We start from the raw sequence: 23141 nt of genomic DNA, 5'->3' as shown, positions 1-23141 counted from the left end.
TGAGGTGCCGGGCGCTATTGCCCGGCGGCCTCGATCTGCCTGTCCTGGTCGGCCGATTTCTTCTCGACCGACTTGCTCACGTCCTTGGCGCGCTGCTCGTCGGCGCGCATCGCGTCGAACGGCGTGCTGACGGCGGCCGGTTTCGCCTGCGGTTCCGGTGGTTTTCGCGAACACGCGCCGAGGGCGGCAAGACAGAGCAGGAGCGGCAGCAGCTTCATGGTGATTCCCGTGCGGGTATGCAATGGATGCGCTGCAGTGTCCCGCCAGCCATGGCCTGCAGGCAAGGAACGCGTTGGCAGCGTGCCAGTGACGCTTTAAGCTGGCTGCATGAACAGCCGTCTCGATGCCTGGCATCTGCAAGGCCACAACGCCCTGATCACTGGTGCCAGCAAGGGCATCGGCCACGCCACCGCGCGCGAGCTGGCCGGCCTGGGCGCCAACCTGCTGCTGGTGGCGCGCGACGCGGATCATCTGGAGCAGGTCAGGGTCGAACTGGCCGATGACTTCCCCGCCAGCGAGGTGATGGCGTTCGCCGCGGACGTCAGCGAGGCGGAAGATCGACTGGCCGTGTTCGACTGGATCGCCGACCTGGGCACGCCGCTGTCGCTGCTGGTCAACAACGCCGGCGGCAACCAGCCGGGTGCCACGCTGGACTATCGCGAGGACGACTACCGCGCAATCTTCGAGCAGAACCTGTTCAGCGCGTTCGAGATGTGCCGGCTGGCGCATCCGCAGCTGGTCCAGCATGCCCATGCGGCGATCGTCAACGTCGGTTCGGTGTCCGGGGTGACCCATGTGCGCACCGGGTCGCCGTATGGCATGAGCAAGGCCGCGCTGCACCAGCTCACCCGCAATCTGGCCGCGGAATGGGCGGTGGATGGCATCCGGGTCAACGCGGTGGCGCCTTGGTACATCCGCACCCAGCGCTCCGAGCCGGCGCTGGCCGATGCCGACTATCTCGATGAAGTGCTCGATCGCACGCCGCTGGACCGCATCGGGGAGCCCGAGGAAGTGGCCGCGGCGATCGCCTTCCTGTGCCTGCCCGCGGCCAGCTACATCACCGGCCAGGTGCTGGCGGTGGATGGCGGCTTTCTCAACTACGGTTTCTGAATCGGCGACGTGATCCTCGGCAGCGAAGCCGACGGTCACCGCGCCTTCGCCCACGTTGACCATGCCGGTGATGCTCATCGGCGCTTCCATCAGCTCCACGCCGCATTCCTCGCACGCCTGTTGCAACTCCCGGTAGCCGGGCAGGTGTTCCAGCACGGCGAGGTCGCCGCCATAACTGGCGCACACCAGGGGAACCAGCAGGCCGGCGCGGACGCGTTTGGCCGCATAGTCGAACAGCGCTTCGGCGCCCTGCTCGAAGCCGCGCACCTTGCCGACCGGGCCGGTTTCGCCCTGGAAGCAGCGCAGGATCGGCTTGATGTCCAGCGCCGAGCCGAGCATCGCGCTGACCAGGCCGACGCTGCGGTCATTCTTCTTCTTGGCACGTGCGCGCAGGTAATACAGGTCGCGCGGCAGCATGTAGCCGTAGCTGTGGTTGGCGATGTAGGTGAGCCGTTCGCGAATGGCTGCCGGTGTTTCATCCGCCGCAATCAGGCGGCTGGCCTCGTAGATCGCCGGCGCGGCGCCGGCGAAGATGTTGCGGGTATCGACCACGCGCATCATGAACGGGCCGGGCACGCCGGCCTGCTCACGCACCTGGCGATAATTCTTGAGGATGCCGAAGCTGGCCTTGTTGACGTGCTCGTTGATCGGGCTGCGGGTGGCGGTGATGGTCAGGCAGAACACGCAGTCCTGCTCCAGCACCAGCTTCTCCAGGAACAGCTTCTGGACCTCTTCCACCGGGCACGGCTCGGTTTCGGCCGAGTGACTGCGGTTGCCCAGCCGACGGTCAATGAACCGCTGGATCTCCTCGGGCCGGCGATCGTCCATGAAGACTTCGCGATCGACCTTGATCGTGATCGGCATCACCGCGACGTTGTGCTTCTGAAGGAACTCCTGCGAAAGATCGCAGGCCGCATCGATTGCCAAACCCATCCGCATCAGGTCATCCCCCTGCTCGTTGAGGCAGCCGAAACATAACATGGTCGCCGTGTTTGTGGCGTCGGTCGCGACTTCGGGCAAACGGCACGGCAAATTGGCTGGTCCGCTGCTGATCCCACCCCTAAGATGACGCCACCTATCTGGCATCTCGCCGGCGTGGCGTCGCCGGTAACCTGATTCGGGCAAGACCTAGATGAAAAGCAAACAGGAAATCGTCTCCAACTGGCTGCCGCGGTATACCGGCACCCCGCTTGAGCAATTCGGCGAACATATCCTGCTGACCAACTTCGGCCATTACGTGGAGCTGTTCGCCCAGTGGCACGGGGTGTCGGTGCAGGGGCGTGACCGGCCGATGCCCAACGCCACCGCCGACGGCATCACCCTGATCAACTTCGGCATGGGCAGCCCCAACGCGGCCACCGTGATGGACCTGCTCAGCGCGATCGCGCCGCAGGCAGCGCTGTTCCTGGGCAAGTGCGGCGGGGTCAAGAAGAAGAACCAGCTGGGCGACCTGGTGCTGCCGATCGCGGCGATCCGCGGCGAAGGCACCAGCAACGACTACCTGCCGCCGGAAGTGCCGGCGCTGCCGGCGTTCCAGTTGCAGCGCGCGGTGTCCACCATGATCCGCGACCTCGGCCACGATTACTGGACCGGCACGGTCTACACCACCAACCGGCGCGTATGGGAACACGACGACACGTTCAAGGAGTACCTGCGGCGCACCCGCTGCATGGCAGTGGACATGGAGACCGCGACGATTTTCGCCGCCGGCTTCGCCAACCGCATTCCCTGCGGCGCCCTGCTGCTGGTGTCCGATCAGCCGATGATTCCCGAAGGCGTGAAAACCGAGGCAAGCGACCGCAGCATCACGGCGAAGTTCGTCGAGGCGCACATCAAGGTCGGCATCGAGGCGCTCAAGCTGGTGCGTCGCAATGGCCGCAGCGTGAAGCACCTGCGTTTCGAGGAAGAGATCGAGACCGACTGATCGGCAGCTCGGCAAAGGCCTGGTGGCGAGGCCTTTGCCGATACGGGCCGGTCGGCGCGCGCCGCGCTCAGGTCGCCGGCGCGTCGGGGAATTTCAGGCTGAGGCCTTCGCCCTGCACGGTGGACACCCAGTCGATCACGATGCCCCTGGCGCGTTGGGCGCTGGCCGGATCGAAATGCACTTCCAGCCCGTTGGCGACCGCCACGATGTCATGCTCGCTGGCCGGTGCCAGCTGGAAGCCGGCGCTGTGGTCGGGGCCGATCTCCAGGTGCAGCGACACGCCCTGCGCGTTCGCGGTGCCCTGGCGAATCGCCTCGGCGGCAGCGTCGGTGATGGTGATTTCCGGCGGCGTACGATCCGGCGCGGTGGCGCCGAACAGCTGGTGCAGTTCGCCGCTGCCGTACATCTGGCGAATGATGTCGGCGCCGCCGACCAGTTCGCCTTCCACGTACAACTGCGGAATCGTCGGCCAGTCGCCGTAGGCCTTGATGCCCTCGCGGATCTCGGCATCTTCCAGCACGTTCACCGTGTGATATTCCGGCAGCAGCTCGTTCAGCGTGTTGGTGGCGGCGGCAGAAAAGCCGCACATCGGCTGCTGCCGATTGCCCTTCATGAACAACACCACGCGGTGGTCCTTGAGCAGGGTTTCGATACGTTCGCGGGTGCCGGGATCGAGCGACATGGCGTGATTCCTGAAGATCGGGTGGGAGACCATGCATGATACCGCGCCTGCGTCGCAGGCTGACTTGACCCGGATCAGGCTTGTGTAATGACCTTCGGTCATTTATAACTGACCCATGGTCATCAAAATTCCCCCGAGCATCGGCCCGCGCCGTCGAGCGGTCAGTGCCGACCTGAAAGACCGGCGCCGCTGCGACATCCTTGCTGCGGCGCTGCGGCTGCTGTCGGAGCGGCCATACGCGACCATCACGATGAGCGACGTGGCCAGCGCCGCCGGCGTGGCCAAGGGCACCAGCTATCTGTATTTCCCCACCAGGGAAGCGCTGTTCCTGCAGCTGCTGGTCGAGCACTACCTGAGCTGGTTCGACGCCTTCGATGCGCAGCTGCAGACGCCGGCCGCCAGCCTGGATCAGTGGATCGACTGGTTGTTGCGCGATCTGGCCGGGCGTCCGTTGCTGCTGCAATTGATGGGGGTGCTGCACGCGGTGCTGGAGCACAATGTGCCGGTGGCCGAGGTGCTGGCCTTCAAGCGCCAGCTGGCGCAGCGGATGAGCCGCAGCGGCGTCGCCCTGGAGCAGGCATGGCAACTGCCGTCCGGCTCCGGCCAGCGCTTGCTGCTGTGGTGCCAGGCCATCATTCCCGGTCTGGCGCAAATGGCCGCGCCCCCGGCGCCGCTGCGAGCCGCCTTGCAGGCGGCGCCGGAGCTGTCCGGTTTCGTGATCGACTTTTCCACCGAATTGCGGCGGCTGCTGCAGGCCCTGATCCGTGGCCTGCATACCCGCCCGGAGCAATCTGCATGACGACGACAGCTGTCCGCCGCACCGCCCTGGTGACCGGCGCTTCCAGTGGGCTGGGCGTGGCCTTCGCACACGAACTGGCCCGGCGCGGCTGGAACCTGGTGCTGGTCGCGCGCAGCGAAGCACCGATGCAACTGCTCGCGCGCGAGCTGCGCGCCGGCGGTGCCGAGGTCCGCGTATGCCCGGTGGATCTGGCCACCGCCGACGCACGCATCGCGCTTGCGGCGATGCTGGCCAGCGACGGCGTGGCGATCGATGCGCTGGTCAACAACGCCGGCTTCGGCGTGTTCGGTGCGTTTGCCGATGCCGACTGGGCACGCCTGGAAAACATGTTGATGGTGGACGTGGTGGCGCTGACCCATCTCACCCGCCTGTTCCTGCCCGGCATGCGCGAGCGTGCTTTTGGACGCGTACTGCAGGTGGCCTCCACCGCTGCGTTCCAGCCCACGCCCGGCTACGCCGCCTACGCGGCGGCGAAGAGCTACGTGCTGGAGTTCTCCCATGCGCTGGACGTGGAACTGCACGGCAGTGGCGTGCATTGCACCGTGGTCTCGCCGGGCGTCACCGCAACCCGTTTTCTGGAAGTCTCTGGCCAGCGCGCCACCTGGTATCAGCGGCTGACCCGAATGCAGGCACCGGCGGTAGCCAGGCGCGGCATCGATGCCATGCTGGCCGGCCGCGCCGGGGTGATCGCCGGCGGGGTCAACGCCTTGATGGCGCACTCGATCCGCCTGATCCCGCGCAGCCTTGCGTCACGCGTGGCCGGCTGGCTGATGCGCAACTGAGCCGTTGCGCGCGAATCAGTCCGGTTCGCGCAAGGCCTGCGCGGCCGCCGGAGCAATCGCCTCCAGCCACAGGCGATGCTGCGCGGCGGCGGGATGCAGTCCGTCGGCGGCGAGCAGTTGCGGATGCGCGCGCGAGATGCCGGTGATGTCGACAAAACGGGCGCCTGCATGTTCGCTCGCATTGCGGGCGATCGCGTTGTAGGCATCCAGCTCCTGCGCAATCGTCGAACCATCGCGACCCTGTTCGCCAGCGAAGCGGGTGACGCCCCAATCGGGAATCGAGACCACGATGACGCGCCCGGCATGCTTCCCGGCCAGGGCGATCGCGCGCGCCAGCAGGCCGGTGAATTGCACCCGGTACTCCGCCGCCGCGCGCCCGCGATACTGGTTGTTCACGCCGATCTGCAGGCTGACCAGGGCATAGGGCGGGCTCAGCGTCGCCGCGTCCATGCCCAGTGACAGCTCATCGGTGGTCCAGCCGGTGACGGCGATGATCTGTGGTTCTTCGATATCCAGCTGCCTCGCCAGCAATGCCGGCCAGCGCTCGTCCGCGGCCACGGCCTCGCCGATCGTGTAGGAGTCGCCCAGCGCGAGATAGCCTGGCATCGTGGTCTCTAGGCCACCGCGACCGCGGGCGATTGCTCGCGCGCCATGCCTGCCAGCACCCGTTCAATGCGCACGAACACCTCGTGCAGTTGGGCCGGCGGTGGCAGCAGGGTCAGTCGGAAATGGCGGCTGCGCGGCACGTTGAAGCTGCTGCCGGGAACCACCAGCACGGATTCCTCTTCCAGCAGGCGCAGCGCGAACGCCTCGTCGTCAAAGCCCGGAATGCGGTCGGCGCGCACCTGCGGGAACGCATAGAGCGCACCGTCGGGCGTGACCAGTTCCAGGAATTCGCTGGCGGCAACGCCGTCGAGCACGGCGCGTCGAGCTTCATGCAGCCGCCCGCCGGGCGCGGTCAGGGCGCCGATCGTGGGTGCATCCTGCAGGGCCGGCAACACCGCCCACTGCGCCGTGACGTTGGCGCACAGGCGCAACGCGGCCAGCAACTGCAGCGCGTCGCGGTAGGCGGCACTGTGCGCCGGATCGCCGGAAAGGCTCATCCAGCCGACCCGGTAGCCGCAGGCGCGATGCACCTTGGACAGGCCGCCGAAACTGAGGCAGGACAGCTCGCCGGCCACCTCGGCCAGCGGCTGGAAACGGGCGCCGTCGTAGAGGATCTCGTCGTAGATCTCGTCCGCCAGCAGCAGCAGCCGATGCCGCGCCGCGATCGTCACCAGCCGCTCCAGCATCGCGCGCGGGTAGGTCACGCCGGTGGGGTTGTTCGGGTTGATCAGCACCAGCGCGCGGGTGCGCGGGGTGATCAGCGCCTCGATCTCGTCCGGGTCGGGCAGGTGGCCGTTGCGGGCCAGACAGCGGTAATAGCGGGGCTGGCCGCCATTGAGAATGGTGGCGGCGCTCCACAGCGGATAGTCCGGACTGGGCAGCAGCACCTCGTCGCCATCCTGCAGCAGCGCGCGCAGGGACAGGTCGATCAGCTCGCTGACACCATTGCCGATGAAGATGCGCTCGGCGTCCACGCCGCGCGCGCCACGAGCACGTTGCTGCGCGGCGATCGCCTCGCGGGCCAGCTCCAGTCCCTGCTCGTGGCCATAGGCCTGGCTGTCGTGCAGGTGACTGGCGATCGCCTCGCGCAGATGCGCCGGCGCCTCGAAACCGTAGCGACCGGGATTGCCGATATTGAGCTTGATGATGTCCAGCCCGGCCGCTTCCAGCTCGCGTGCGCGCCGGGTCAGCGCGCCGCGGATTTCGTAGCGCACGTCCGCCAGGTGCGCACTGGGTGTGATCGAGACCAACGCCGGTATCCTTAAGTCGCAGGGTGATGACAGGCGGTCGCGCCGCCGATGCCTCGATGCTAGCAGTGTGATGCAGTGCAGCGCGAGCCTCGCACGGGGCGGATTTCTGTTCATCGTCGGCTGGTCCCCGGGCAAGGCATAATCCCCCCGTACCCGCCGACCGAAAATTCCATGAGCGATGCCGAAACGATCGAATGCCTGCGCCGTATCGGCTGGCGTGGTGATGCGCTGCCGTCCAGTGGCTTGCGCCTGGCCCGGGTGGTTGCCCAGCATCGGGCTGGCTACGAGCTGCACGACGGCGGGACCCTGTTCGGCGCGCAGCCCGACGGGCACTACCTGAAGCGCGGCATCGACGCGACCGAGCGTCCGGTGGTCGGTGATTTCGTCGAGGTCGCCGACGGCAAACCGCCGCACATCGTCAAGGTGTTGCCGCGACGTACCACCTTGTCGCGTGCCGCCGCCGGCGAGCGCTACGAGCGCCAGTTGATCGCCACCAACATCGACTACGTGCTGGTGCTGACCGGCCTGGACGGCGACTTCAACCCGGCGCGGATCGAACGCTACCTGTCGCTGACCGAGGATTCCGGCGCCCAGCCGGTGGTGCTGCTCAGCAAGCTGGACACCCGCGACGATGCGGCGGCGCAGATCGCGGCACTGCGTGAACGACTGCCGGCCAGCGTCCCGATCCATCCGTTGAACGGCAAGGATCCGGCCAGCGTGGCGTTGCTGGCGCAGTACCTGCAACCGGGCGACAGCGCGGTACTGGTTGGTTCCTCCGGGGCCGGCAAGTCCACCCTGACCAACACCCTGCTCGGTACCGCCACGATGGCCACCGCCGAGGTGCGCAGCCACGACAGCCGCGGTCGCCACACCACCACCCATCGCGCCCTGCTGCAGTTGCCCAGCGGCGGCTGCATGATCGACACCCCGGGCATGCGCGAACTCAAGCTCACCGGCGAGGAAAACCTCGACCTGTTCGCCGACATCGAGGTGCTGGCCGAGCAATGCCGCTTCGCCGACTGCAGCCACGGCAGCGAGCCGGGCTGCGCGGTGCAGGTGGCGCTGGACAACGGCGAGCTGGCGCCAGGGCGCTGGCGCAACTACCTCAAGCTGCACGATGAGCGCGAGGAGCAGGCGGCCACGCTGGAAGCGCGCCTGCGCCGACAGCGCGGCGGGCGGCCGATCGAGCGGCCGCACGGTCATCGCGGGCAGCGCGAGCGCGACTGAAGAAGCGCCGGCCAGGGCCGCTGGCGGCACCGAAGAACACTTACTATCGCCTTCATTGACGCAGGGGGGCGCATGCAACGACTGTCATCCGGCAGCACCTGGTTCCACAGGCGGGTATTCCCGCTGGTGTGGTTCGGATTCATCGCGGTGTTTTTCGCGCTTTCACTATGGGCGCGAATCCATCCCGGGCGTATCGATGGCCTGCCGCCGGACCTGGTGTTCCTGGTGATGCCGGCGCTGATGGTCGTGATCGGATACTTCGTTTTTCGGCGACTCGTCTTCAACCTGATGGACGAGGCATGGCTGGACGGCGACTGCCTGGTGGTGGCGAATCGGGCCCAGAAGCGGCGGGTACCGCTGACTGGCGTGATGAACGTCAACGCCACCACCACGACCAATCCGCGGCGAATCACCGTGATGCTGCGCACCGCGAGCCCGCTCGGAACCGAGTTCAGCTTCATGCCCGCCAGTCCGCGCGGCTTGTTCAGCCTGTTCAAGCCCGATCCCGTCGCCACCGAATTGATCAAGCGTGTGGATGCGCTCAGGCAGGTGGCCCGATGAGCACGTCGGCTGCCACCGTGATGCCCGGGCTGGAGCGCTACGCGGCACTCGACCAGCGCCTGCTGGCGGCGGTGCGCGGGATCCGCATCCTGCCCACGGTGGCGTGGTCGGCATCGCTGGAAAGCCGGATGATCGACGCCTACAGCAAGGGCAACTTCATCCTGCCGGAGGTGACCTACGCGCGGCCGGACCTGGCCGCGGTGCGCGCCGAGCTGGCGACGATCGAAGCGGCGGCGGGCGGCACCGATCCGCACGACATCGATCCACTGGGCGACTACCTGCGGCGCACCGCGGAGTCCTGGCGGATCGCCGCCGAGATGCTGGAGTCGGTCGGCAGCGCCGGCGTCACCGCGCCGTCGATCGCCTTGTATGGACGTCCGGACGATCTGATCCCGGGTTGCCAGCGCAGCAACCTGGATGCCGCGCGCTACTTCGTCGCGCTGTCCGACGAACTGGGTGCGGACCTGCTGGCCGACGAGAGCAGCGTGAACATGCCGGCGGACACGCTGCGCGCCGACCTCACCAGCACCCTCGATGCGTTCTTCGGCGTCGGCACGATCAGTGTGGAGGTGGATCCCGAACTGACCGCCAAGGCGGCTGCCGGCGCGACCCGCATCCGCCTGCGCGGCGGCGACTGCTTCAGTGAGTACGACCGCCACCAGTTGCTGGCGCACGAGGCCTTCGTGCATTCGCTGACGGCGTTGAATGGTCGCCGGCAGCCGCTGCTGGCCTCGCTGGCACGCACCTCGCCGCGGGTCACGGCGACCCAGGAAGGTCTGGCGGTATTTGCCGAGCTGATGTCCGGCGCCATCGACATCACCCGGCTGAAGCGGATCAGCCTGCGCATCCTGGCGATCGACATGGCGCTCAATGGTGCCGACTTCGTCGAGGTCTACAAGTATTTCAGCCTGTGCGGGCAGAACACCGCCGACAGCTTCCATTCGGCGCAGCGGGTGTTTCGCGGCGTGCCGCCCGGCGGTGGCGCGGCCTTCGCCAAGGACAACGTCTACCTGTCCGGCCTGCTCACCGTGCACACCTTCTTTCGCTGGGCACTGCGGCAACGACGGATGGATCTGCTGCGCCACCTGTTTGCGGGCAAGCTGACCCTGCACGACGTGATCGCGCTGCAACCGCATTTCGAATCCGGCGCGATCCTGCCGCCGCGCTGGTTGCCGCCGTGGATGCAGCATGTGCACGGACTGGCCGGCAAGCTGGCGTTCTCGGTCTTCATCAACGGCATCCAGTTGAGCCAGGTGCAGGGCGACGACTGGCTGGCCGGCGTCTGAACCCGCGCCTCGCTCCGGGCGGGGCCAGGCCGCGCCAGTGCTAAGATCACGGGACGTTGACTGCTGACGCGGCCCGCGCTCCTCCCATGACAAAACGCATCCCATGAGCCTCCCTGAAGAACTGCGCCTTGCTGCACTCGAATATCACCGGTTGCCGCGTCCCGGCAAGATCAAGGTCACGCCGACCACCCCGCTGCTGACCCAGCGCGACCTGTCGCTGGCGTATTCGCCCGGCGTGGCGGCGGCCTGCGATGCGATCGTGGAAGACCCGACTTCGGCGGCCGAATACACCGCGCGCTCGAACCTGGTGGCGGTGATCACCAACGGCACCGCGGTGCTCGGTCTGGGCAACATCGGGCCGCTGGCGAGCAAGCCGGTGATGGAAGGCAAGGGCGTGCTGTTCCAGAAGTTCGCCGGCATCGACGTGTTCGACATCGAGATCGACGAGAACGACCCGGACAAGCTGGTCGACATCATCGCCAGCCTGGAGCCCACCTTCGGCGGCATCAACCTGGAGGACATCAAGGCGCCGGAGTGTTTCATCGTCGAGCGCAAGCTGCGCGAGCGGATGAAGATCCCGGTGTTCCATGACGATCAGCACGGCACCTCGATCATTGTCGGCGCGGCGTTGATCAATGCGCTGGTGGTGGTCGGCAAGAAGATCGAGGACATCCGCGTGGCGACCACCGGCGCCGGTGCCGCGGGCATTTCCTGCCTCGACATGCTGGTGGCGCTGGGCGTGAAGCCGGAGCACATCCTCGCGTTCGACCGCAACGGCGTGATCCACAACGAACGCGACGATCTGGATCCGGACAAGCAGCGCTACGCGCGCGACACCAGGGCGCGCACGCTGGCCGAGATCGTCGAGGGCGCGGACGTGTTCCTCGGCCTGTCCGCCGGCGGCATCCTGAAACCCGAAATGGTCGCCACCATGGCCGCGCGGCCGATCATCTTCGCGCTGGCCAACCCCAATCCGGAGATCACCCCGGAAGAGGCCAAGGCGGTGCGGCCGGACTGCATCATGGCCACCGGCCGCTCGGACTATCCGAACCAGGTCAACAACGCGCTGTGCTTCCCGTACCTGTTCCGCGGCGCGCTGGACGTGGGCGCCACGGTGATCAACGAGCCGATGAAGATCGCCTGCGTCAAGGCGATCGCCGCACTGGCGCGGCGCGAGTCGTCCGACGTCAGCGCGCGCGCCTATGGCGGCAAGCCGCCCAGCTTCGGTGCGGACTACCTGATTCCGCAGCCGTTCGATCCGCGCCTGCTGTTGCAGTTGCCGCCGGCGGTGGCGCGGGCGGCGATGGAGTCCGGGGTGGCGACGCGGCCGATGGCCGACTTCGCCGAGTACAACGATCGCCTGACCAGTTTCGTGTTCCGCACCGGCCTGCTGATGAAGCCGGTGTTCGAACGGGCCAAGTCCGCGCCGTGTCGGCTGGTCTACGCCGAGGGCGAGGAAGAGACCGTGCTGCGCGCGGTGCAGGCGGTGGTCGACGAGGGCCTGGGCAAGCCGATCCTGATCGGCCGTCCGGAGGTGATCGAGAAGCGCATCAAACGCGCCGGCCTGCGCATCAAGCCGGGCGTCGACATCGAGATCTGCAACATCAACAGCGACCCGCGTTTCGATGCCTACTGGCAGCACTATCACCGCTTGATGGAGCGCCGCGGGGTGACCCCGTCGATGGCCAAGGCGGTAATCCGCTCGCGGCCCACCGCCATCGCCGCGCTGATGGTCGAGCGCGGCGAAGCCGACGCGATGATCTGCGGCCTGGTCGGCCAGTACCAGAGCAAGCTGCGCTACATCCGCGACATCATCGGCCTGGACGAAGGCGTGGTCGAGCCGTCGGCGATGGCCGCGGTGTCCACCGACAAGGGCACGTTCTTCTACCTCGACACCCATGTGCAGGACGATCCCTGCCCGGAACAGGTCGCCGAGGCGACGCTGCAGGCGGCGATCCGCCTGAAGCTGTTCGGCATCCAGCCGAAGATCGCGCTGCTCTCCGGCGGCAACTTCGGCAGCCGCGACACCTGTGGCTCGAAGAAGATGCGCAAGGCGCTGGAACTGATCCGCGCACGCGCACCGCGACTGGAAGTGGAGGGCGAGATGCAGGCCGACGTGGCGCTGACGCCGGCGTTGCGCGAGAAGCTGTTCCCGAACTCGCGGCTGGAAGGCAAGGCCAATGTGTTCGTGTTCCCGAACCTGGACGCCGCCAACATCGCCTACAACATGACCCGCATGCTCAGCGACGGCGTGGTGATCGGGCCGATCCTGATGGGCGTGGCCAAGCCGGCGCACATCCTGATGCCGCAATCCACCGTGCGCCGCGTGGTCAACATGAGCGCGGTGGCCTGCGTCGAGGCGCAGATCCGCGCGGCCAGCCGCCAGCAGGGTTGAACGCCGGCGCCGCCGGATGGGCGGCGCCGGCAGCGGCTTTTGCCGTGCGCCCGCGCATGGCATCCGGATTGGCCAGCCCCCGGCCCAGCGGCTAGACTTGGACGTTGATTCCCGCCGCAGTCCCCCGGCGGCGGGCATTCCCCCTCAAGCATGAGCGCTGCAACGGCGCCGCGGAGAATCTTCATGGATCAGCTCGACGATATCCTCAACCAGGACATCGACCCCACCGAAACCCGCGAGTGGATCGATTCGCTCGACGCGGTGATCCATCACGACGGTACCGAGCGCGCACACTTCCTGCTGGAGAAGATGGTCGACACCACCCGTCGCTCGGGTGGCTACCTGCCGTTCAATCCCACCACCGAATACGTCAACACGATTCCACCCAGCCAGGAAGCGAAGAGCCCGGGCGACGCCGCGATGGAGTGGCGGATCCGCTCGCTGATCCGCTGGAACGCGATGGCGATGGTCGTTCGTGCCAACCGCAAGCCGGGCGAACTGGGTGGCCACATCGCCAGCTTTGCCTCCAGCGCCACGCTTTACGACGTGGGCTTCAACCATTTCTGGCGCGCGCCTAGCGCCGACCATCCGGGCGACCTGGTGTTCCACCAGGGTCACTCCAGCCCGGGCATCTATGCCCGTTCGTTCCTCGAAGGCCGCCTGGGCGAGGATCAGCTCGACCTGTTCCGCATGGAGGTGGCAGGCAAGGGCCGCGCGTTGTCCTCGTATCCGCATCCGTGGCTGATGCCGGACTACTGGCAGGTGCCCACGGTGTCGATGGGCCTGGGTCCGATCCAGGCGATCTACCAGGCACAGTTCTTCAAATACCTCGAGAACCGCGGGCTGGTTCCGAAGAGCGACCGCAAGATCTGGTGCTTCCTGGGCGACGGCGAAACGGACGAGCCGGAATCGCTGGGTGCGATCTCGCTGGCCGGCCGCGAGGGGCTGGACAACCTGATCTTCGTGATCAACTGCAACCTGCAACGGCTGGACGGCCCGGTGCGCGGCAACGGCAAGATCATCCAGGAGCTGGAAGGCGTGTTCCGCGGCGGCGGCTGGAATGCGATCAAGCTGGTCTGGGGCAGCTACTGGGATCCGCTGCTGGCCCGCGACGACAAGGGTGTGCTGCGCAAGCTGATGATGGAAACCGTCGACGGCGAATACCAGGCCTGCAAGGCGTTCGGCGGCGCGTATACGCGCGAGCATTTCTTCGGCAAGTATCCGGAGACGCGCGAGATGGTCGCCAACCTCAGCGACGACGACATCTGGCGACTGAACCGCGGCGGCCACGATCCGCACAAGGTCTATGCCGCCTATCATGCGGCGTCGCACACCAAGGGCATGCCCACGGTGATCCTGGCCAAGACGGTCAAGGGTTACGGCATGGGCCTGGGCACCGGCGAATCGCAGAACCCCACCCACCAGCAGAAGAAGCTGGACGACGAGTCGGTGCGCCATTTCCGCGACCGTTTCCAGATTCCGATCGCCGACGACAAGCTGCATGACGACGTGCCGTACTACCACCCGGGCAAGGACTCACCGGAAGTGCAGTACATGCTGGAACGCCGCAAGGCACTTGGCGGCTTCCTGCCGCAGCGCCGACGCAAGGCCGAGGCCAAGCTGAAGGCGCCGGAACTGTCGGCGTTCGAGCAGATCACCAAGGGCACCGGCGAGCGCGAAATTTCCACCACCATGGCGCTGGTGCGCGGCATCAACCTGCTGTTGCGCGACAAGCAGCTCGGTGAGCGGGTGGTGCCGATCGTGGCCGACGAGGCCCGCACCTTCGGCATGGAAGGCATGTTCCGGCAGATCGGCATCTACGCGCCGTTCGGCCAGAAGTACAAGCCGCAGGACTCCGACCAGCTGCTGTACTACCGCGAAGACCAGAAGGGCCAGGTGCTGCAGCAAGGCATCAGCGAGGCCGGCGGCATGGCCTCGTGGATGGCCGCGGCGACCAGCTACAGCATCAGCAACCAGGCGATGCTGCCGTTCTTCATCTACTACTCGATGTTCGGTTTCCAGCGCATCGGCGACCTGTGCTGGGCGGCCGGCGACATGCGCGCGCGCGGCTTCCTGGTCGGCGGCACCGCCGGCCGCACCACGTTGAACGGCGAGGGCCTGCAGCACGAGGACGGCCATTCGCACCTGCTGGCCGGCGCGATTCCGAACGTCAAGGCGTACGACCCGACGTTCTCCTACGAGGTGGCGGTGATCCTGCAGGACGGCGTGCGCAGCATGCTGCAGGAGCAGGAAGACCACTACTACTACATCACCGTGATGAACGAGAACTACAGCCATCCCGACCTGCCCAAGGGCAGCGAGGAAGGCATCATCAAGGGTATGTATCTGTTCAAGGATGGCGGCAAGCCGAAGAAGGGCGAGCCGCGCGTGCAGCTGCTGGGTTCGGGCACGATCCTGCGCGAAGTGATCGCCGCGGCCGAACTGCTGGAGAAGGACTTCGGCGTGAAGTCCGACATCTGGTCCTGCCCCAGCTTCGTCGAACTGCGCCGCGATGGTTTCGACGCCGAGCGCTGGAACCGCCTGCATCCCGAAGCCGAGCAGCGCGTGCCGTATGTCACCAGCCTGCTCGACGGACGTGCCGGTCCGGCGATCGCCGCCACCGACTACGTGCGCGAATATGCCGACCAGATCCGTGCCTTCATGCCCGACGGCATGCGCTACACCGTGCTGGGCACCGATGGCTTCGGTCGCTCCGACACGCGTGCGCACCTGCGTGACTTCTTCGAGGTCGATCGCTACTGGATCGCGCATGCGGCGCTGGCCGCGCTGGCGAAGGACGGCAAGATGAACGCGAAGGATGTCAGTCGCGCGATCAAGGAATACAGGCTCGACCCGGACAGGCCGAATCCGCTCACGGTCTGAGCGTTCTGCACGTTCCCATGAAAAACCCGCCGATCGGCGGGTTTTTCATGGGCAGCGATGCGGCGACCGCTCAATCTTCGTCGTCGCTGCGGAATGCGCGGCGCAACAACAGGAAGGCGCCGATGGTGCCGGCCACGATCGCGACCGCCGCCACCGGGTGGCGATTCACGTTGCGACGCAGACGTCGATACTGGTAATTCGCCTCGTCGGCAAAATCTTCCGCGGCGTTGGTCAGCTGGCGACTGTAGTCGCGGCGCTTGTCGAAGCGCTCACGCAGCGTCCGGCGCCCGCGTTCAAGCAAGTCTTGCGCGCTGCTGGTGGCGCCGTCGGCGTAAGAGCGTGCCCGCTCGCCGGCCCGCTCGGCGGTGTCGTGGAGCTGGCGGCCGATATCGTGTTTGCGCATGGTCATCTCCTTGGGACGTCTGAGCGCTCAGGCTGGCAGCGATGCCGTGAGTGAGGCGTAAACGGAGTGGCCTGCCACCGGTTTGCGTTCAGCCAAGCCGGTATTCGCCGCCCTTTGCCAGCGCCTGCTGGTAAGCGGGGCGGGCGTGGATGCGCTGCAGGAAGTCGCTCAGATTCGGGTGGCCGGCATCGAGGCCGCCGCGCGCCGCAAAAGCTTCCAGCGGAAAGCTCAACTGGATGTCGGCGGCACCGAAGGTGTCATCGACGAACCACTCGCTGCCGGCCAGCTCCCCTTCCAGATAGTCCAGGTGCAGGCGCAGCTGCGGGTCGACGAACGTGCGCAGCACCTTGTGCGCGATGCTCCTGGCAACCGGTTTGACGAAGAACGGCGCCGGGGCGGTCTCCACCCGGCGGAACACCAGCTTCATCAGCAGCGGGGGCATCGCCGAGCCCTCGGCGTAATGCAGCCAGTAACTGCAGCGCAGTCGTGCCGGCGTGCCAGGCGGTGGAATCAGCCTGCCCGCGCCGTAGCGATCGGCGAGGTATTCGATGATGGCGCCCGACTCGGCCAGCACCAGCTCGCCATCGCTGATCACCGGCGACTTGCCCAGCGGATGCACGGCCTTCAACTCCGGCGGCGCCAGCATGGTCTTCGGATCGCGCTGGTAGCGCTTGATCTGGTACGGCACGCCGAGCTCTTCGAGCAGCCACAGGATGCGTTGCGAGCGCGAGTTGTTGAGGTGATGGACGGTGATCATGGGGCGCTCCGCGGTGCAGGATGGAACGGCAACATCGGTCACCGCAGGATTGTTTACGCAAATCGGGCTTCAGTAGATCTCGCCGACGCAGCAGCGCAGGCTGCCGCCGGCCTTCTCGATCTCGCTGAGGTCGACCGAGCCCAGGGCGAAGCCGTAGCCACGCAGCGCGTCGATCTGTCCGCCCAGCAGCGAGTTCGCCGCGCACTCACTCATCCATACACGTTCGTCGGACAAGCTGATCGCGTTGCCGGCGAAGGCCTGCTTCTGCGCCGGGCTGATCCGGATCGCGCGACCGCCGTAGGCCCGGGCGATCGCCTGTGCAGCGGCCGGGTCGCGGAAGCCGTCGGCGGCGATGATCACCGCGCGGCTGGCCAGCAGGGTCAGCACCACGTTGGTGTGGTATTCGCCCTCGGCCAGTTCGAAGCAGAACATCAGGCGCAGGTCGAAGGCCTGCAACATCGCTTCGGCGCCCGCCATGTCGCAGCGTTCGCCGAGGCCGCAATAACCGACCCCGTGCACACGGTCGATGATCAGCGAGCCGGTCAGCTCGGCGACCAGGTCGTCGCGGCCGGACAGATCGATCTCGTCGTAGCCCAGCACCTGGCCGAAAAACCTGCGAATGTCGGTGCGCGCCGCCTCGCGCTGGCGCACCGGATGGCGCATCCGCCCCACGATCAGCCGGCCCGGCGCGGTGGCGAACACATTGTTGGGAAATACCGCGTCGGGCGTGGCCGGATCGCCGGGGAAGGTGATTACCGGCACATCCGCCCGCAGCGCCTGCGCCAATGCGCTGTGCTGGGCCAGCGCCCGCAGCGGATCGACGGCCAGGTTCAGATCCATGTAGCGGTTGTCGCGCGCCGATTCGGCAGCCAGGCTGAACTCGGCCGGTGCCACCAGGTACGCGGCGCGTGCGGTGGCCGCGGCGTCCGGCAGCGGCGCCAGGGTAGCGAAGGCTGCGAGGAATTCGGCGGGCGAGGTGGTGATCACGAAATGGCTCCTGCAGTCCTAAAGCATATCCGCCGCCGGTTGATCTGGCGCCGCGGTTTCCATCTGCAGCTGCTGGCGTCGTCGCAGGCTCGGGAACATGCCCATCCACAAGCCGACTACCACCAGCGTGCCGATGCCGCCGATCAGCGTCGCGCCGACCGCGCCCAGCCACGCGGCCAGCATGCCCGACTCGAACTCGCCGAGCTGGTTGGAGGTATTGATGAAGATCGCGTTGACTGCGCTGACCCGGCCGCGCATGTCGTCGGGCGTATCCAGTTGCACCAGTGAGCCGCGGATCACCATGCTGACCATGTCGAACGCACCCAGGGCGAACAGCGCGGCCAGCGACAGCCACAAGGCGGTCGACAGCGCGAACACCAGGGTCGCCACACCGAAACCGGCCACCGCGGCAAACATGATCATGCCGACGCGCCGCTGCATCGCGTGCCGCGCCAGCCACACCGACATCAGCAACGCGCCCACCGCCGGCGCCGCACGCAGCAGGCCCAGGCCCCATGGGCCGGTGTGCAGGATGTCCTTGGCGAAGATCGGCAGCAAGGCGGTGGCGCCGCCCAGCAGCACCGCGAACAGGTCCAGCGAGATCACGCCCAGCACGTCGGGGCGGCGCCGGATGAAATGCACGCCGGCGAACACCGTTTGCAGGGTGGCCGGCTCGCGCTTCGGCGGCGCCTGGGCGTAGCGCAGCCGTGCCATCAGCGTGATCGAGATCAGGTACAGCACCGCGCAGGTGGCATACACCACGCCCGGGCCGGCGACATACAGCAAGCCGCCCACGGCCGGACCCATGATCATCGCCGCCTGGCCGGCCGAACCGTTCACTGCCATGGCGCGCGGCAACACTTCGGCGGGCACCAGGGCCGGCAACATCGACTGCAACGCGGGAAATTCAAACGCCTTGGCGATGCCGATCACGAACACCAGCAACAGGATGCCCACCTCGTGGATGTCATGGGCGAGACTCAGCCCGGCCAGCACGGCAATCGCGATCCACTCCACCAGCTGGCCGAGCAACACGATGCGGCGGCGCTCGAACTGGTCGGCCACGTGTCCGGCGGGCAGGGCCAGCAGCACCGACGGCACGAACTGCACCAGGCCGATCAGGCCAAGATCGAACGCTCTGCCGGTGAGCGCATAAATCTGCCAGCCGACCGCCACCGACAGCATCTGGAAGCCGAAGCCGGAGGCGATCCGGGCGAACCAGAACGCGACAAATGCATGGTGTTGCCGCAGCGAGCCCGCTGTCGGCGAAGTGGCAGATGACATCGGCTGTCCTTGCGGGCCGCCATTATCCGGCTGTTGCGAGCGCTGGCAAAGTGCCGCGCTGGCGCCGGTCATTCAGCTGCCAGACGGGCAAATTGACGCGATCTTACCGGTACCCGACTAGGTTCGTGATTCACCCAATCATGCGGGGCGAGTCCCATGAGCAGACTGGCGCATCATGTCTATACCGATCAGGCCAGCATTCGGAAGCTTGCGTCGTTGATCGACCAGTTGCCGACCCATGGCCACGTGGTGCTGGTCATGCATGACGGCTGCAGTTGCGACGGCGTGGTCAGCGCCCGGCCGAACATGCAGATGTTTCATGACGCCGACGAGCACCAGGGGATCAACGCCCGGGTGCGGCTGCAACGCCCGGACGTGCCAGAGTGGAGCCTGCGCGTGTGGCTGGACCAGGTTGCGCGGGTCGAGAGCATCTTTGGCTGAGCATGACGAGCGAGAGGTCAGCTCCCTTGTCGAGCCGGGCGGCGTCATGCGTCATGTAGTCGGGTGAAACCGTCGGCGCTCCAGGCTTCGCTGCCGACGCCATGGTGCACGAAGAACAGGCCGTCCGGATCGTACTTGCGCTTCACCGCCGCGAGTTTCGCGTAGTGCGAACCCCAGAACCCCTGCTGCCAGTCGTGCAGGAAATAGTCGCTTTCCGAAACGTACGAGCCGGCGCCGGGTGCCGCCACGCGCAGCGCCTCCATCGCCTTGTCGATGGTTGCCGCCTCGCGCCGTGCCCGGGCCAGTTCGGGCTGGGCGTTCGGCATGCCTGGAAAAGCCGGCTCGCCGCTGCTGGCGCAGATGGCCAGCGCGAAGGCGTCGAGTACCTGTGGATGGGTCGCGGTGTCACGGGCACGCTCGATCGCGTCGGCGGCACCGCCGGCCAGCCCCTTGTTGAAATGCAGCGAAAACCCCCACTGCCGCGACGCGGCGAACAGCGCATCCACCAGCCGTGACTGCTGCCCCGGTTGCAGCAACGCGGCCGGCAGCCAGGCCGATTGATAGCTGTGGATGAACCAGCCGACCTGCTCCTGGTCGCCGGCCCAGAGCACATGGTGGGCCGGCGCACCGGGCCGATCGTCCGCCACCACCAGATGGGGCGCATGCTCGCGAAAGAATTCCGCATCCCAGAAATGCCGCGCCGGCAGCGCCAGCACTTGCACGGGTTTGGCGAACCGGTAGTCGCTGCTGGCGCGGACCCAGTCGAGAAACGGCGCCCAGACCTGCTCCGCCTGCGACTGGGTCAAACCCTGGAACACCATCGATATATTCAGCGTGTTGCTGCCACGGAACGACATCTGTTCGCCCCAGTGCGGGTTGAACAGCGCGCTGCGATAGAACGCCATCGCCTTGGCGATCAAGCGGCGAAACGCATCGTCGGATGCCGCCTTGATGCTGCCGAACACCGCGCCGAATACCTCCGGCAATTCGAACGTGCGCAAGGTGAGCCGGATGATCGTGCCCAGGCTGCCGCCACCGCCGCCCTTGATGCCCCAGAACAGGTCGGGATGGGTGCAGGCGTTGGCGATGCGCACCTTGCCGTCGGCGGTGACGACTTCCGCCTGCAGCAGGTTGGCCGCCGCCGTGCCCCAGTTCTTCGAGAAGCTGCCGAAGCCGCCGCTCTGCACCAGGCCGGGCACGCCCACCGTGGTGCAGCCGCCACCCTGCACGTAGCGGCCTCCTTTCGTGGTGACCGCGTCGTAGGCGTCGCTCCACATCGCGCCGGCCTCGATGGTCACCGCGTGCTGCGGCGCCTCCCGGCCGGCGCAGCCCTGCGCGACGAAGGCGTCGTGCAGGGTCACCTTGTTCATGTGGCGTGGCCAGATCAGCAGCGAATCGGGCGCGTCCGAGGTGCCCTGGTAACTGTGGCCACCGCCTTTGACCACCAGCCGCAAGCGGTGTTTGCGGGCGAAGTTGACCGCCGCTACCACGTCGGCGGTGTTCTCCGCGGCCACCGCGTAGGCGCTGGGCTGCGAGGTCCACGCATCGGCCCAGCCGCTGGTCTGGGTCAACGCGGGGTTGTCGCCCAGCGCGAACGGGTTGTCCAGATGTTTCAGCGCCTGGGCGCACACACTGTCGGCAGGCGACATGGCGCAGCGGGCGAAGGGCGATTCGAGCTGCAGCAGCCGGCCGCCGACGTCGCGTTTGAGCTGCTCCCACTGGCCCGCCAGCGGCCAGCCCGGGTCGCCCGGCCGCACCCGCGAACGCCCCTTCGCCGCGATGGCGGTGACTGCCTCCCGGGCGGACGTCGCCCCGCTGCGCATCAGCAGCGGCAACAGCGGCAGCGCCGCCATGGCTTTCAACAATTCACGTCTCTTCATCACGCTGCTCCAGATCGGCTTGTGAAGGATCACCACGACGGAGCGCGGCGGCCGGTCCATGATGCGCGGCGGTAATCGGTTGTCGATTCGCCAGTGATGGATCGTGCCGTGGCAGGGACCAGCGGCGGCTCCGCGGGACGAATCGTGTGGGCGCCCACGCCGCCACGTAGAATGGCCGGCATGACCGCACCGACGGCTTTCGAATATCGCGATTTCCAGCGCTGGCGACACCCGGCCGAAGTCGCCTTCTGGGTCGTGCTGACGATTTTCAACACCGTGTTCAACAGCCTGGTCGCGCAGATCGACCATGCGCGGACGGCGGCGTGGGAGCCGTGGGTATGGGAGTGGAGCAGTGCGATCCTGATCCTCGCGCTGATTCCGGCGGTGCTCGCGGTCGAGCGACGCTGGCCGTTCCGCTTCGACACCTGGCGGCGCAGCCTGCCATGGCACCTGCTGGCCACCGTGCCATTCAGCCTGCTGCACGTCGGCGGCATGGTCGGGCTGCGCAAGCTCGCTTATGACCTTGCCGGCTGGCATTACCGCTTCGGCGCCTGGTGGCCGAATTTCGGCTACGAATACCTCAAGGACATCCGCACCTATTTCGTCATCATCGCGCTGACCTGCCTGTCGCGACTGTGGCTGATGCGCTGGCAGGGCGAGGCGCGCTTGCTGGTCGCGCCGGAAGAGGGGCCGCCAGTGGAGCCGGTGGAGCGGCCCGAACGTTTCCTGGTGCGCAAGCTGGGCCGGGAGTTCCTGGTCAATGCCAGCGACATCGAGTGGCTGCAGGCCTCGGGCAATTACGTCAACCTGCATGTGCGCGGTCGTGACTATCCGTTGCGCGCGACCATGGCCGGGATCGAGGAGCGGCTGGACCCGGCGCGCTTCGTGCGGGTGCACCGCAGCCATTGCATCAATCTGGACCACCTCGCCGAGATCGAGCCGCTGGACACCGGCGATGCCCGCCTGCAGATGCGCGACGGCGCCAGGATCCCCTGCAGCCGGCGCTACCGGGCCGCGCTGCGCGAACGCTTCGGCCAGGCCGATCGAGCCACGACGGTTGCGCGGCGGGGGCCGATCGTTCCAAGCTGACTGCCCGTTCCCGCCTGATGTGCCGCCCATGATGAGCTCTTCGCTGCGTATTCCCGTTGCCGGCCTCGTGCTGGCGGTTGCCGTGCTGTGTGCCGGCTGTTCACAACAGGCAGGGACGCCCGCACCTGGCGCGGCGCAGCAGACGTCGGCCGTCGACGCCGACGCGGCGCGCGGCCTTGACACGTATCGCCAGCTGTTGCGCATCCACAACGACGAGATGGCGGTGACGATGGGCAAGGACATCGTCAAGCGTTTCCCCGGCAGCGACGCGGCGAAGGAAGTACAGCAGACCCTGCCGGAGATCGAGAAGCGCTACACCGAGGCCAGCGAGAAGAGCCGTCTTGAGCGGCTGTGGCTGTACCAGGTGGCACCGATGGCTGGCGGCACGCAATCCACCGCGACCATCGACAACAGCCAGCCGGCGAGCGGCGACCGCGTGCGCCTGGTATTGCGCCGGCACACCAGCTGGGGCCAGAGCGTGTTCCTGTATGGCAGCAAGCCGGGCTTCGTCTGTCGCGGCAATTGCACCATCGCCGCCCATTTTGATGGGCGCGCGGTTGCGGTCAAGGCATTTGCGCCCAGCACCGGCGAGCCGGCGTTGATGATCCGCGACGACAAGGCATTCATCGCCATGCTCGGCAAGGCGAAGAGAATCAGCATGGACATCACCCTGGTCGATGGCGAGAAGAAGCAGACCCTGGTCTATGAAGTGGCCCGCTTCGATCCGGCCAAGTGGGCGGTCGTGGGCAAGGGCAAGCCGGGCAGGAAGTAGCTGACCAGACGGCCCATGCCGTG

20 protein-coding genes and 2 pseudogenes are annotated in these 23141 nt (G+C 67.0%); 12 read left to right on the top strand and 10 right to left on the bottom strand.

Annotated elements, in window-relative coordinates; genetic code table 11:
- Positions 1–14: 14 nt before the first annotated feature.
- A complete protein-coding gene (locus ACQGNJ_RS16470; RefSeq protein ID WP_426690330.1) occupies positions 15–218 on the bottom strand; it encodes a hypothetical protein in 204 nt (67 codons plus the stop codon).
- A 109-nt stretch (positions 219–327) separates the two neighbouring features.
- Between ACQGNJ_RS16470 and ACQGNJ_RS16465 the strand changes: the two genes are divergently transcribed.
- Positions 328–1110 carry an SDR family oxidoreductase gene (locus tag ACQGNJ_RS16465; RefSeq protein WP_426690329.1) on the top strand — a complete coding sequence of 261 codons (783 nt, stop codon included), beginning with the start codon at positions 328–330 and terminating at the stop codon, positions 1108–1110.
- Positions 1111–1119: 9 nt separating this feature from the next.
- Here ACQGNJ_RS16465 and ACQGNJ_RS16460 read toward each other — a convergent pair.
- Positions 1120–2049: pseudogene (locus ACQGNJ_RS16460) on the bottom strand (DegV family protein); the annotation flags it as partial.
- A gap of 193 nt (positions 2050–2242) precedes the next feature.
- Between ACQGNJ_RS16460 and ACQGNJ_RS16455 the strand changes: the two are divergent.
- Positions 2243–3034 carry an AMP nucleosidase gene (locus ACQGNJ_RS16455; RefSeq protein ID WP_426690328.1) on the top strand — a complete coding sequence of 264 codons (792 nt, stop codon included), beginning with the start codon at positions 2243–2245 and terminating at the stop codon, positions 3032–3034.
- 79 nt (positions 3035–3113) lie between these two features.
- Here the strand turns inward: ACQGNJ_RS16455 and grxD are convergent.
- Positions 3114–3716: pseudogene (gene grxD, locus ACQGNJ_RS16450) on the bottom strand (Grx4 family monothiol glutaredoxin); the annotation flags it as partial.
- A 115-nt stretch (positions 3717–3831) separates the two neighbouring features.
- Between grxD and ACQGNJ_RS16445 the strand changes: the two are divergent.
- Together ACQGNJ_RS16445 and ACQGNJ_RS16440 are read left to right on the top strand one after the other, a co-directional pair.
- Entirely contained in the window at positions 3832–4515 is a 684-nt protein-coding gene (locus ACQGNJ_RS16445; RefSeq protein ID WP_426690327.1) for a TetR/AcrR family transcriptional regulator, read from the top strand.
- A complete protein-coding gene (locus ACQGNJ_RS16440; RefSeq protein ID WP_426690326.1) occupies positions 4512–5297 on the top strand; it encodes an SDR family NAD(P)-dependent oxidoreductase in 786 nt (261 codons plus the stop codon). The genes ACQGNJ_RS16445 and ACQGNJ_RS16440 overlap by 4 nt, the downstream gene beginning before the upstream one ends.
- 15 nt (positions 5298–5312) lie before the next feature.
- On the opposite strand, the gene ACQGNJ_RS16435 is transcribed toward ACQGNJ_RS16440, so the two are convergent.
- Positions 5313–5903, bottom strand: a complete 591-nt coding sequence (locus tag ACQGNJ_RS16435) for an SGNH/GDSL hydrolase family protein (protein ID WP_426690325.1) — start codon at positions 5901–5903, stop codon at positions 5313–5315.
- 8 nt (positions 5904–5911) lie between these two features.
- The gene (locus ACQGNJ_RS16430) at positions 5912–7153 is read right to left on the bottom strand and encodes an aminotransferase class I/II-fold pyridoxal phosphate-dependent enzyme (RefSeq protein WP_426690324.1); all 1242 of its coding nucleotides are present in this window, start codon (positions 7151–7153) and stop codon (positions 5912–5914) included.
- A gap of 171 nt (positions 7154–7324) precedes the next feature.
- Between ACQGNJ_RS16430 and rsgA the strand changes: the two genes are divergently transcribed.
- The 5 genes from rsgA to aceE all read left to right on the top strand — a co-directional run bounded on the left by rsgA (position 7325) and on the right by aceE (position 15505).
- Entirely contained in the window at positions 7325–8380 is a 1056-nt protein-coding gene (rsgA, locus tag ACQGNJ_RS16425; RefSeq protein WP_426690323.1) for a ribosome small subunit-dependent GTPase A, read from the top strand.
- Positions 8381–8452: 72 nt separating this feature from the next.
- Positions 8453–8941 (top strand): hypothetical protein, encoded by a 489-nt coding sequence (locus tag ACQGNJ_RS16420; protein ID WP_426690322.1) that lies wholly within the window; start codon positions 8453–8455, stop codon positions 8939–8941.
- Entirely contained in the window at positions 8938–10227 is a 1290-nt protein-coding gene (locus tag ACQGNJ_RS16415; RefSeq protein WP_426690321.1) for a peptidase MATCAP family protein, read from the top strand. Before ACQGNJ_RS16420 ends, ACQGNJ_RS16415 begins: the two co-directional genes overlap by 4 nt.
- A gap of 103 nt (positions 10228–10330) precedes the next feature.
- Positions 10331–12622 carry an NADP-dependent malic enzyme gene (locus ACQGNJ_RS16410; RefSeq protein ID WP_426690320.1) on the top strand — a complete coding sequence of 764 codons (2292 nt, stop codon included), beginning with the start codon at positions 10331–10333 and terminating at the stop codon, positions 12620–12622.
- Positions 12623–12805: 183 nt separating this feature from the next.
- Positions 12806–15505 (top strand): pyruvate dehydrogenase (acetyl-transferring), homodimeric type, encoded by a 2700-nt coding sequence (gene aceE / locus ACQGNJ_RS16405; RefSeq protein ID WP_426690319.1) that lies wholly within the window; start codon positions 12806–12808, stop codon positions 15503–15505.
- Positions 15506–15575: 70 nt separating this feature from the next.
- Here aceE and ACQGNJ_RS16400 read toward each other — a convergent pair whose 3' ends face one another.
- The 4 genes from ACQGNJ_RS16400 to ACQGNJ_RS16385 form a co-directional block, all read right to left on the bottom strand.
- Positions 15576–15908, bottom strand: a complete 333-nt coding sequence (locus tag ACQGNJ_RS16400; RefSeq protein WP_426690318.1) for a hypothetical protein — start codon at positions 15906–15908, stop codon at positions 15576–15578.
- Between the two features lie 88 nt (positions 15909–15996).
- Positions 15997–16665 carry a glutathione S-transferase family protein gene (locus ACQGNJ_RS16395; RefSeq protein WP_426690317.1) on the bottom strand — a complete coding sequence of 223 codons (669 nt, stop codon included), beginning with the start codon at positions 16663–16665 and terminating at the stop codon, positions 15997–15999.
- Positions 16666–16734: 69 nt separating this feature from the next.
- A complete protein-coding gene (locus ACQGNJ_RS16390; RefSeq protein ID WP_426690316.1) occupies positions 16735–17652 on the bottom strand; it encodes an arginine deiminase-related protein in 918 nt (305 codons plus the stop codon).
- 18 nt (positions 17653–17670) lie between these two features.
- The gene (locus ACQGNJ_RS16385; protein ID WP_426690315.1) at positions 17671–18936 is read right to left on the bottom strand and encodes an MFS transporter; all 1266 of its coding nucleotides are present in this window, start codon (positions 18934–18936) and stop codon (positions 17671–17673) included.
- A 156-nt stretch (positions 18937–19092) separates the two neighbouring features.
- On the opposite strand from ACQGNJ_RS16385, the gene ACQGNJ_RS16380 reads away from it, so the two are divergent.
- Complete coding sequence (locus tag ACQGNJ_RS16380; protein ID WP_426690314.1) at positions 19093–19377, top strand: DUF3247 family protein; 285 nt, start codon at positions 19093–19095, stop codon at positions 19375–19377.
- Between the two features lie 44 nt (positions 19378–19421).
- Here the strand turns inward: ACQGNJ_RS16380 and ACQGNJ_RS16375 are convergent, their stop codons facing one another.
- Complete coding sequence (locus ACQGNJ_RS16375; RefSeq protein ID WP_426690313.1) at positions 19422–21257, bottom strand: FAD-binding oxidoreductase; 1836 nt, start codon at positions 21255–21257, stop codon at positions 19422–19424.
- A gap of 180 nt (positions 21258–21437) precedes the next feature.
- Here ACQGNJ_RS16375 and ACQGNJ_RS16370 point away from each other — a divergent pair, with 180 nt between their 5' ends.
- Together ACQGNJ_RS16370 and ACQGNJ_RS16365 are read left to right on the top strand one after the other, a co-directional pair.
- A complete protein-coding gene (locus tag ACQGNJ_RS16370; RefSeq protein ID WP_426690312.1) occupies positions 21438–22346 on the top strand; it encodes a LytTR family DNA-binding domain-containing protein in 909 nt (302 codons plus the stop codon).
- Between the two features lie 28 nt (positions 22347–22374).
- Positions 22375–23118 carry a hypothetical protein gene (locus ACQGNJ_RS16365; RefSeq protein WP_426690311.1) on the top strand — a complete coding sequence of 248 codons (744 nt, stop codon included), beginning with the start codon at positions 22375–22377 and terminating at the stop codon, positions 23116–23118.
- Positions 23119–23141 lie beyond the last annotated feature (23 nt).

Source organism: Rhodanobacter ginsengiterrae (assembly GCF_050026815.1).
GTDB classification, from domain to species: domain Bacteria; phylum Pseudomonadota; class Gammaproteobacteria; order Xanthomonadales; family Rhodanobacteraceae; genus Rhodanobacter; species Rhodanobacter ginsengiterrae.
This window is presented reverse-complemented; position numbering and strand designations above follow the sequence as displayed.

Excerpts from the sequence above, each read along its gene's own strand:
- ACQGNJ_RS16470 (WP_426690330.1), bottom strand. The coding sequence starts at position 218 with ATGAAGCTGCTGCCGCTCCTGCTCTGTCTTGCCGCCCTCGGCGCGTGT.
- ACQGNJ_RS16465 (WP_426690329.1), top strand. The coding sequence starts at position 328 with ATGAACAGCCGTCTCGATGCCTGGCATCTGCAAGGCCACAACGCCCTG.
- ACQGNJ_RS16455 (WP_426690328.1), top strand. The coding sequence starts at position 2,243 with ATGAAAAGCAAACAGGAAATCGTCTCCAACTGGCTGCCGCGGTATACC.
- ACQGNJ_RS16445 (WP_426690327.1), top strand. The coding sequence starts at position 3,832 with ATGGTCATCAAAATTCCCCCGAGCATCGGCCCGCGCCGTCGAGCGGTC.
- ACQGNJ_RS16440 (WP_426690326.1), top strand. The coding sequence starts at position 4,512 with ATGACGACGACAGCTGTCCGCCGCACCGCCCTGGTGACCGGCGCTTCC.
- ACQGNJ_RS16435 (WP_426690325.1), bottom strand. The coding sequence starts at position 5,903 with ATGCCAGGCTATCTCGCGCTGGGCGACTCCTACACGATCGGCGAGGCC.
- rsgA (WP_426690323.1), top strand. The coding sequence starts at position 7,325 with ATGAGCGATGCCGAAACGATCGAATGCCTGCGCCGTATCGGCTGGCGT.
- ACQGNJ_RS16420 (WP_426690322.1), top strand. The coding sequence starts at position 8,453 with ATGCAACGACTGTCATCCGGCAGCACCTGGTTCCACAGGCGGGTATTC.
- ACQGNJ_RS16415 (WP_426690321.1), top strand. The coding sequence starts at position 8,938 with ATGAGCACGTCGGCTGCCACCGTGATGCCCGGGCTGGAGCGCTACGCG.
- ACQGNJ_RS16410 (WP_426690320.1), top strand. The coding sequence starts at position 10,331 with ATGAGCCTCCCTGAAGAACTGCGCCTTGCTGCACTCGAATATCACCGG.
- aceE (WP_426690319.1), top strand. The coding sequence starts at position 12,806 with ATGGATCAGCTCGACGATATCCTCAACCAGGACATCGACCCCACCGAA.
- ACQGNJ_RS16400 (WP_426690318.1), bottom strand. The coding sequence starts at position 15,908 with ATGCGCAAACACGATATCGGCCGCCAGCTCCACGACACCGCCGAGCGG.
- ACQGNJ_RS16395 (WP_426690317.1), bottom strand. The coding sequence starts at position 16,665 with ATGATCACCGTCCATCACCTCAACAACTCGCGCTCGCAACGCATCCTG.
- ACQGNJ_RS16385 (WP_426690315.1), bottom strand. The coding sequence starts at position 18,936 with ATGTCATCTGCCACTTCGCCGACAGCGGGCTCGCTGCGGCAACACCAT.
- ACQGNJ_RS16380 (WP_426690314.1), top strand. The coding sequence starts at position 19,093 with ATGAGCAGACTGGCGCATCATGTCTATACCGATCAGGCCAGCATTCGG.
- ACQGNJ_RS16375 (WP_426690313.1), bottom strand. The coding sequence starts at position 21,257 with ATGAAGAGACGTGAATTGTTGAAAGCCATGGCGGCGCTGCCGCTGTTG.
- ACQGNJ_RS16370 (WP_426690312.1), top strand. The coding sequence starts at position 21,438 with ATGACCGCACCGACGGCTTTCGAATATCGCGATTTCCAGCGCTGGCGA.
- ACQGNJ_RS16365 (WP_426690311.1), top strand. The coding sequence starts at position 22,375 with ATGATGAGCTCTTCGCTGCGTATTCCCGTTGCCGGCCTCGTGCTGGCG.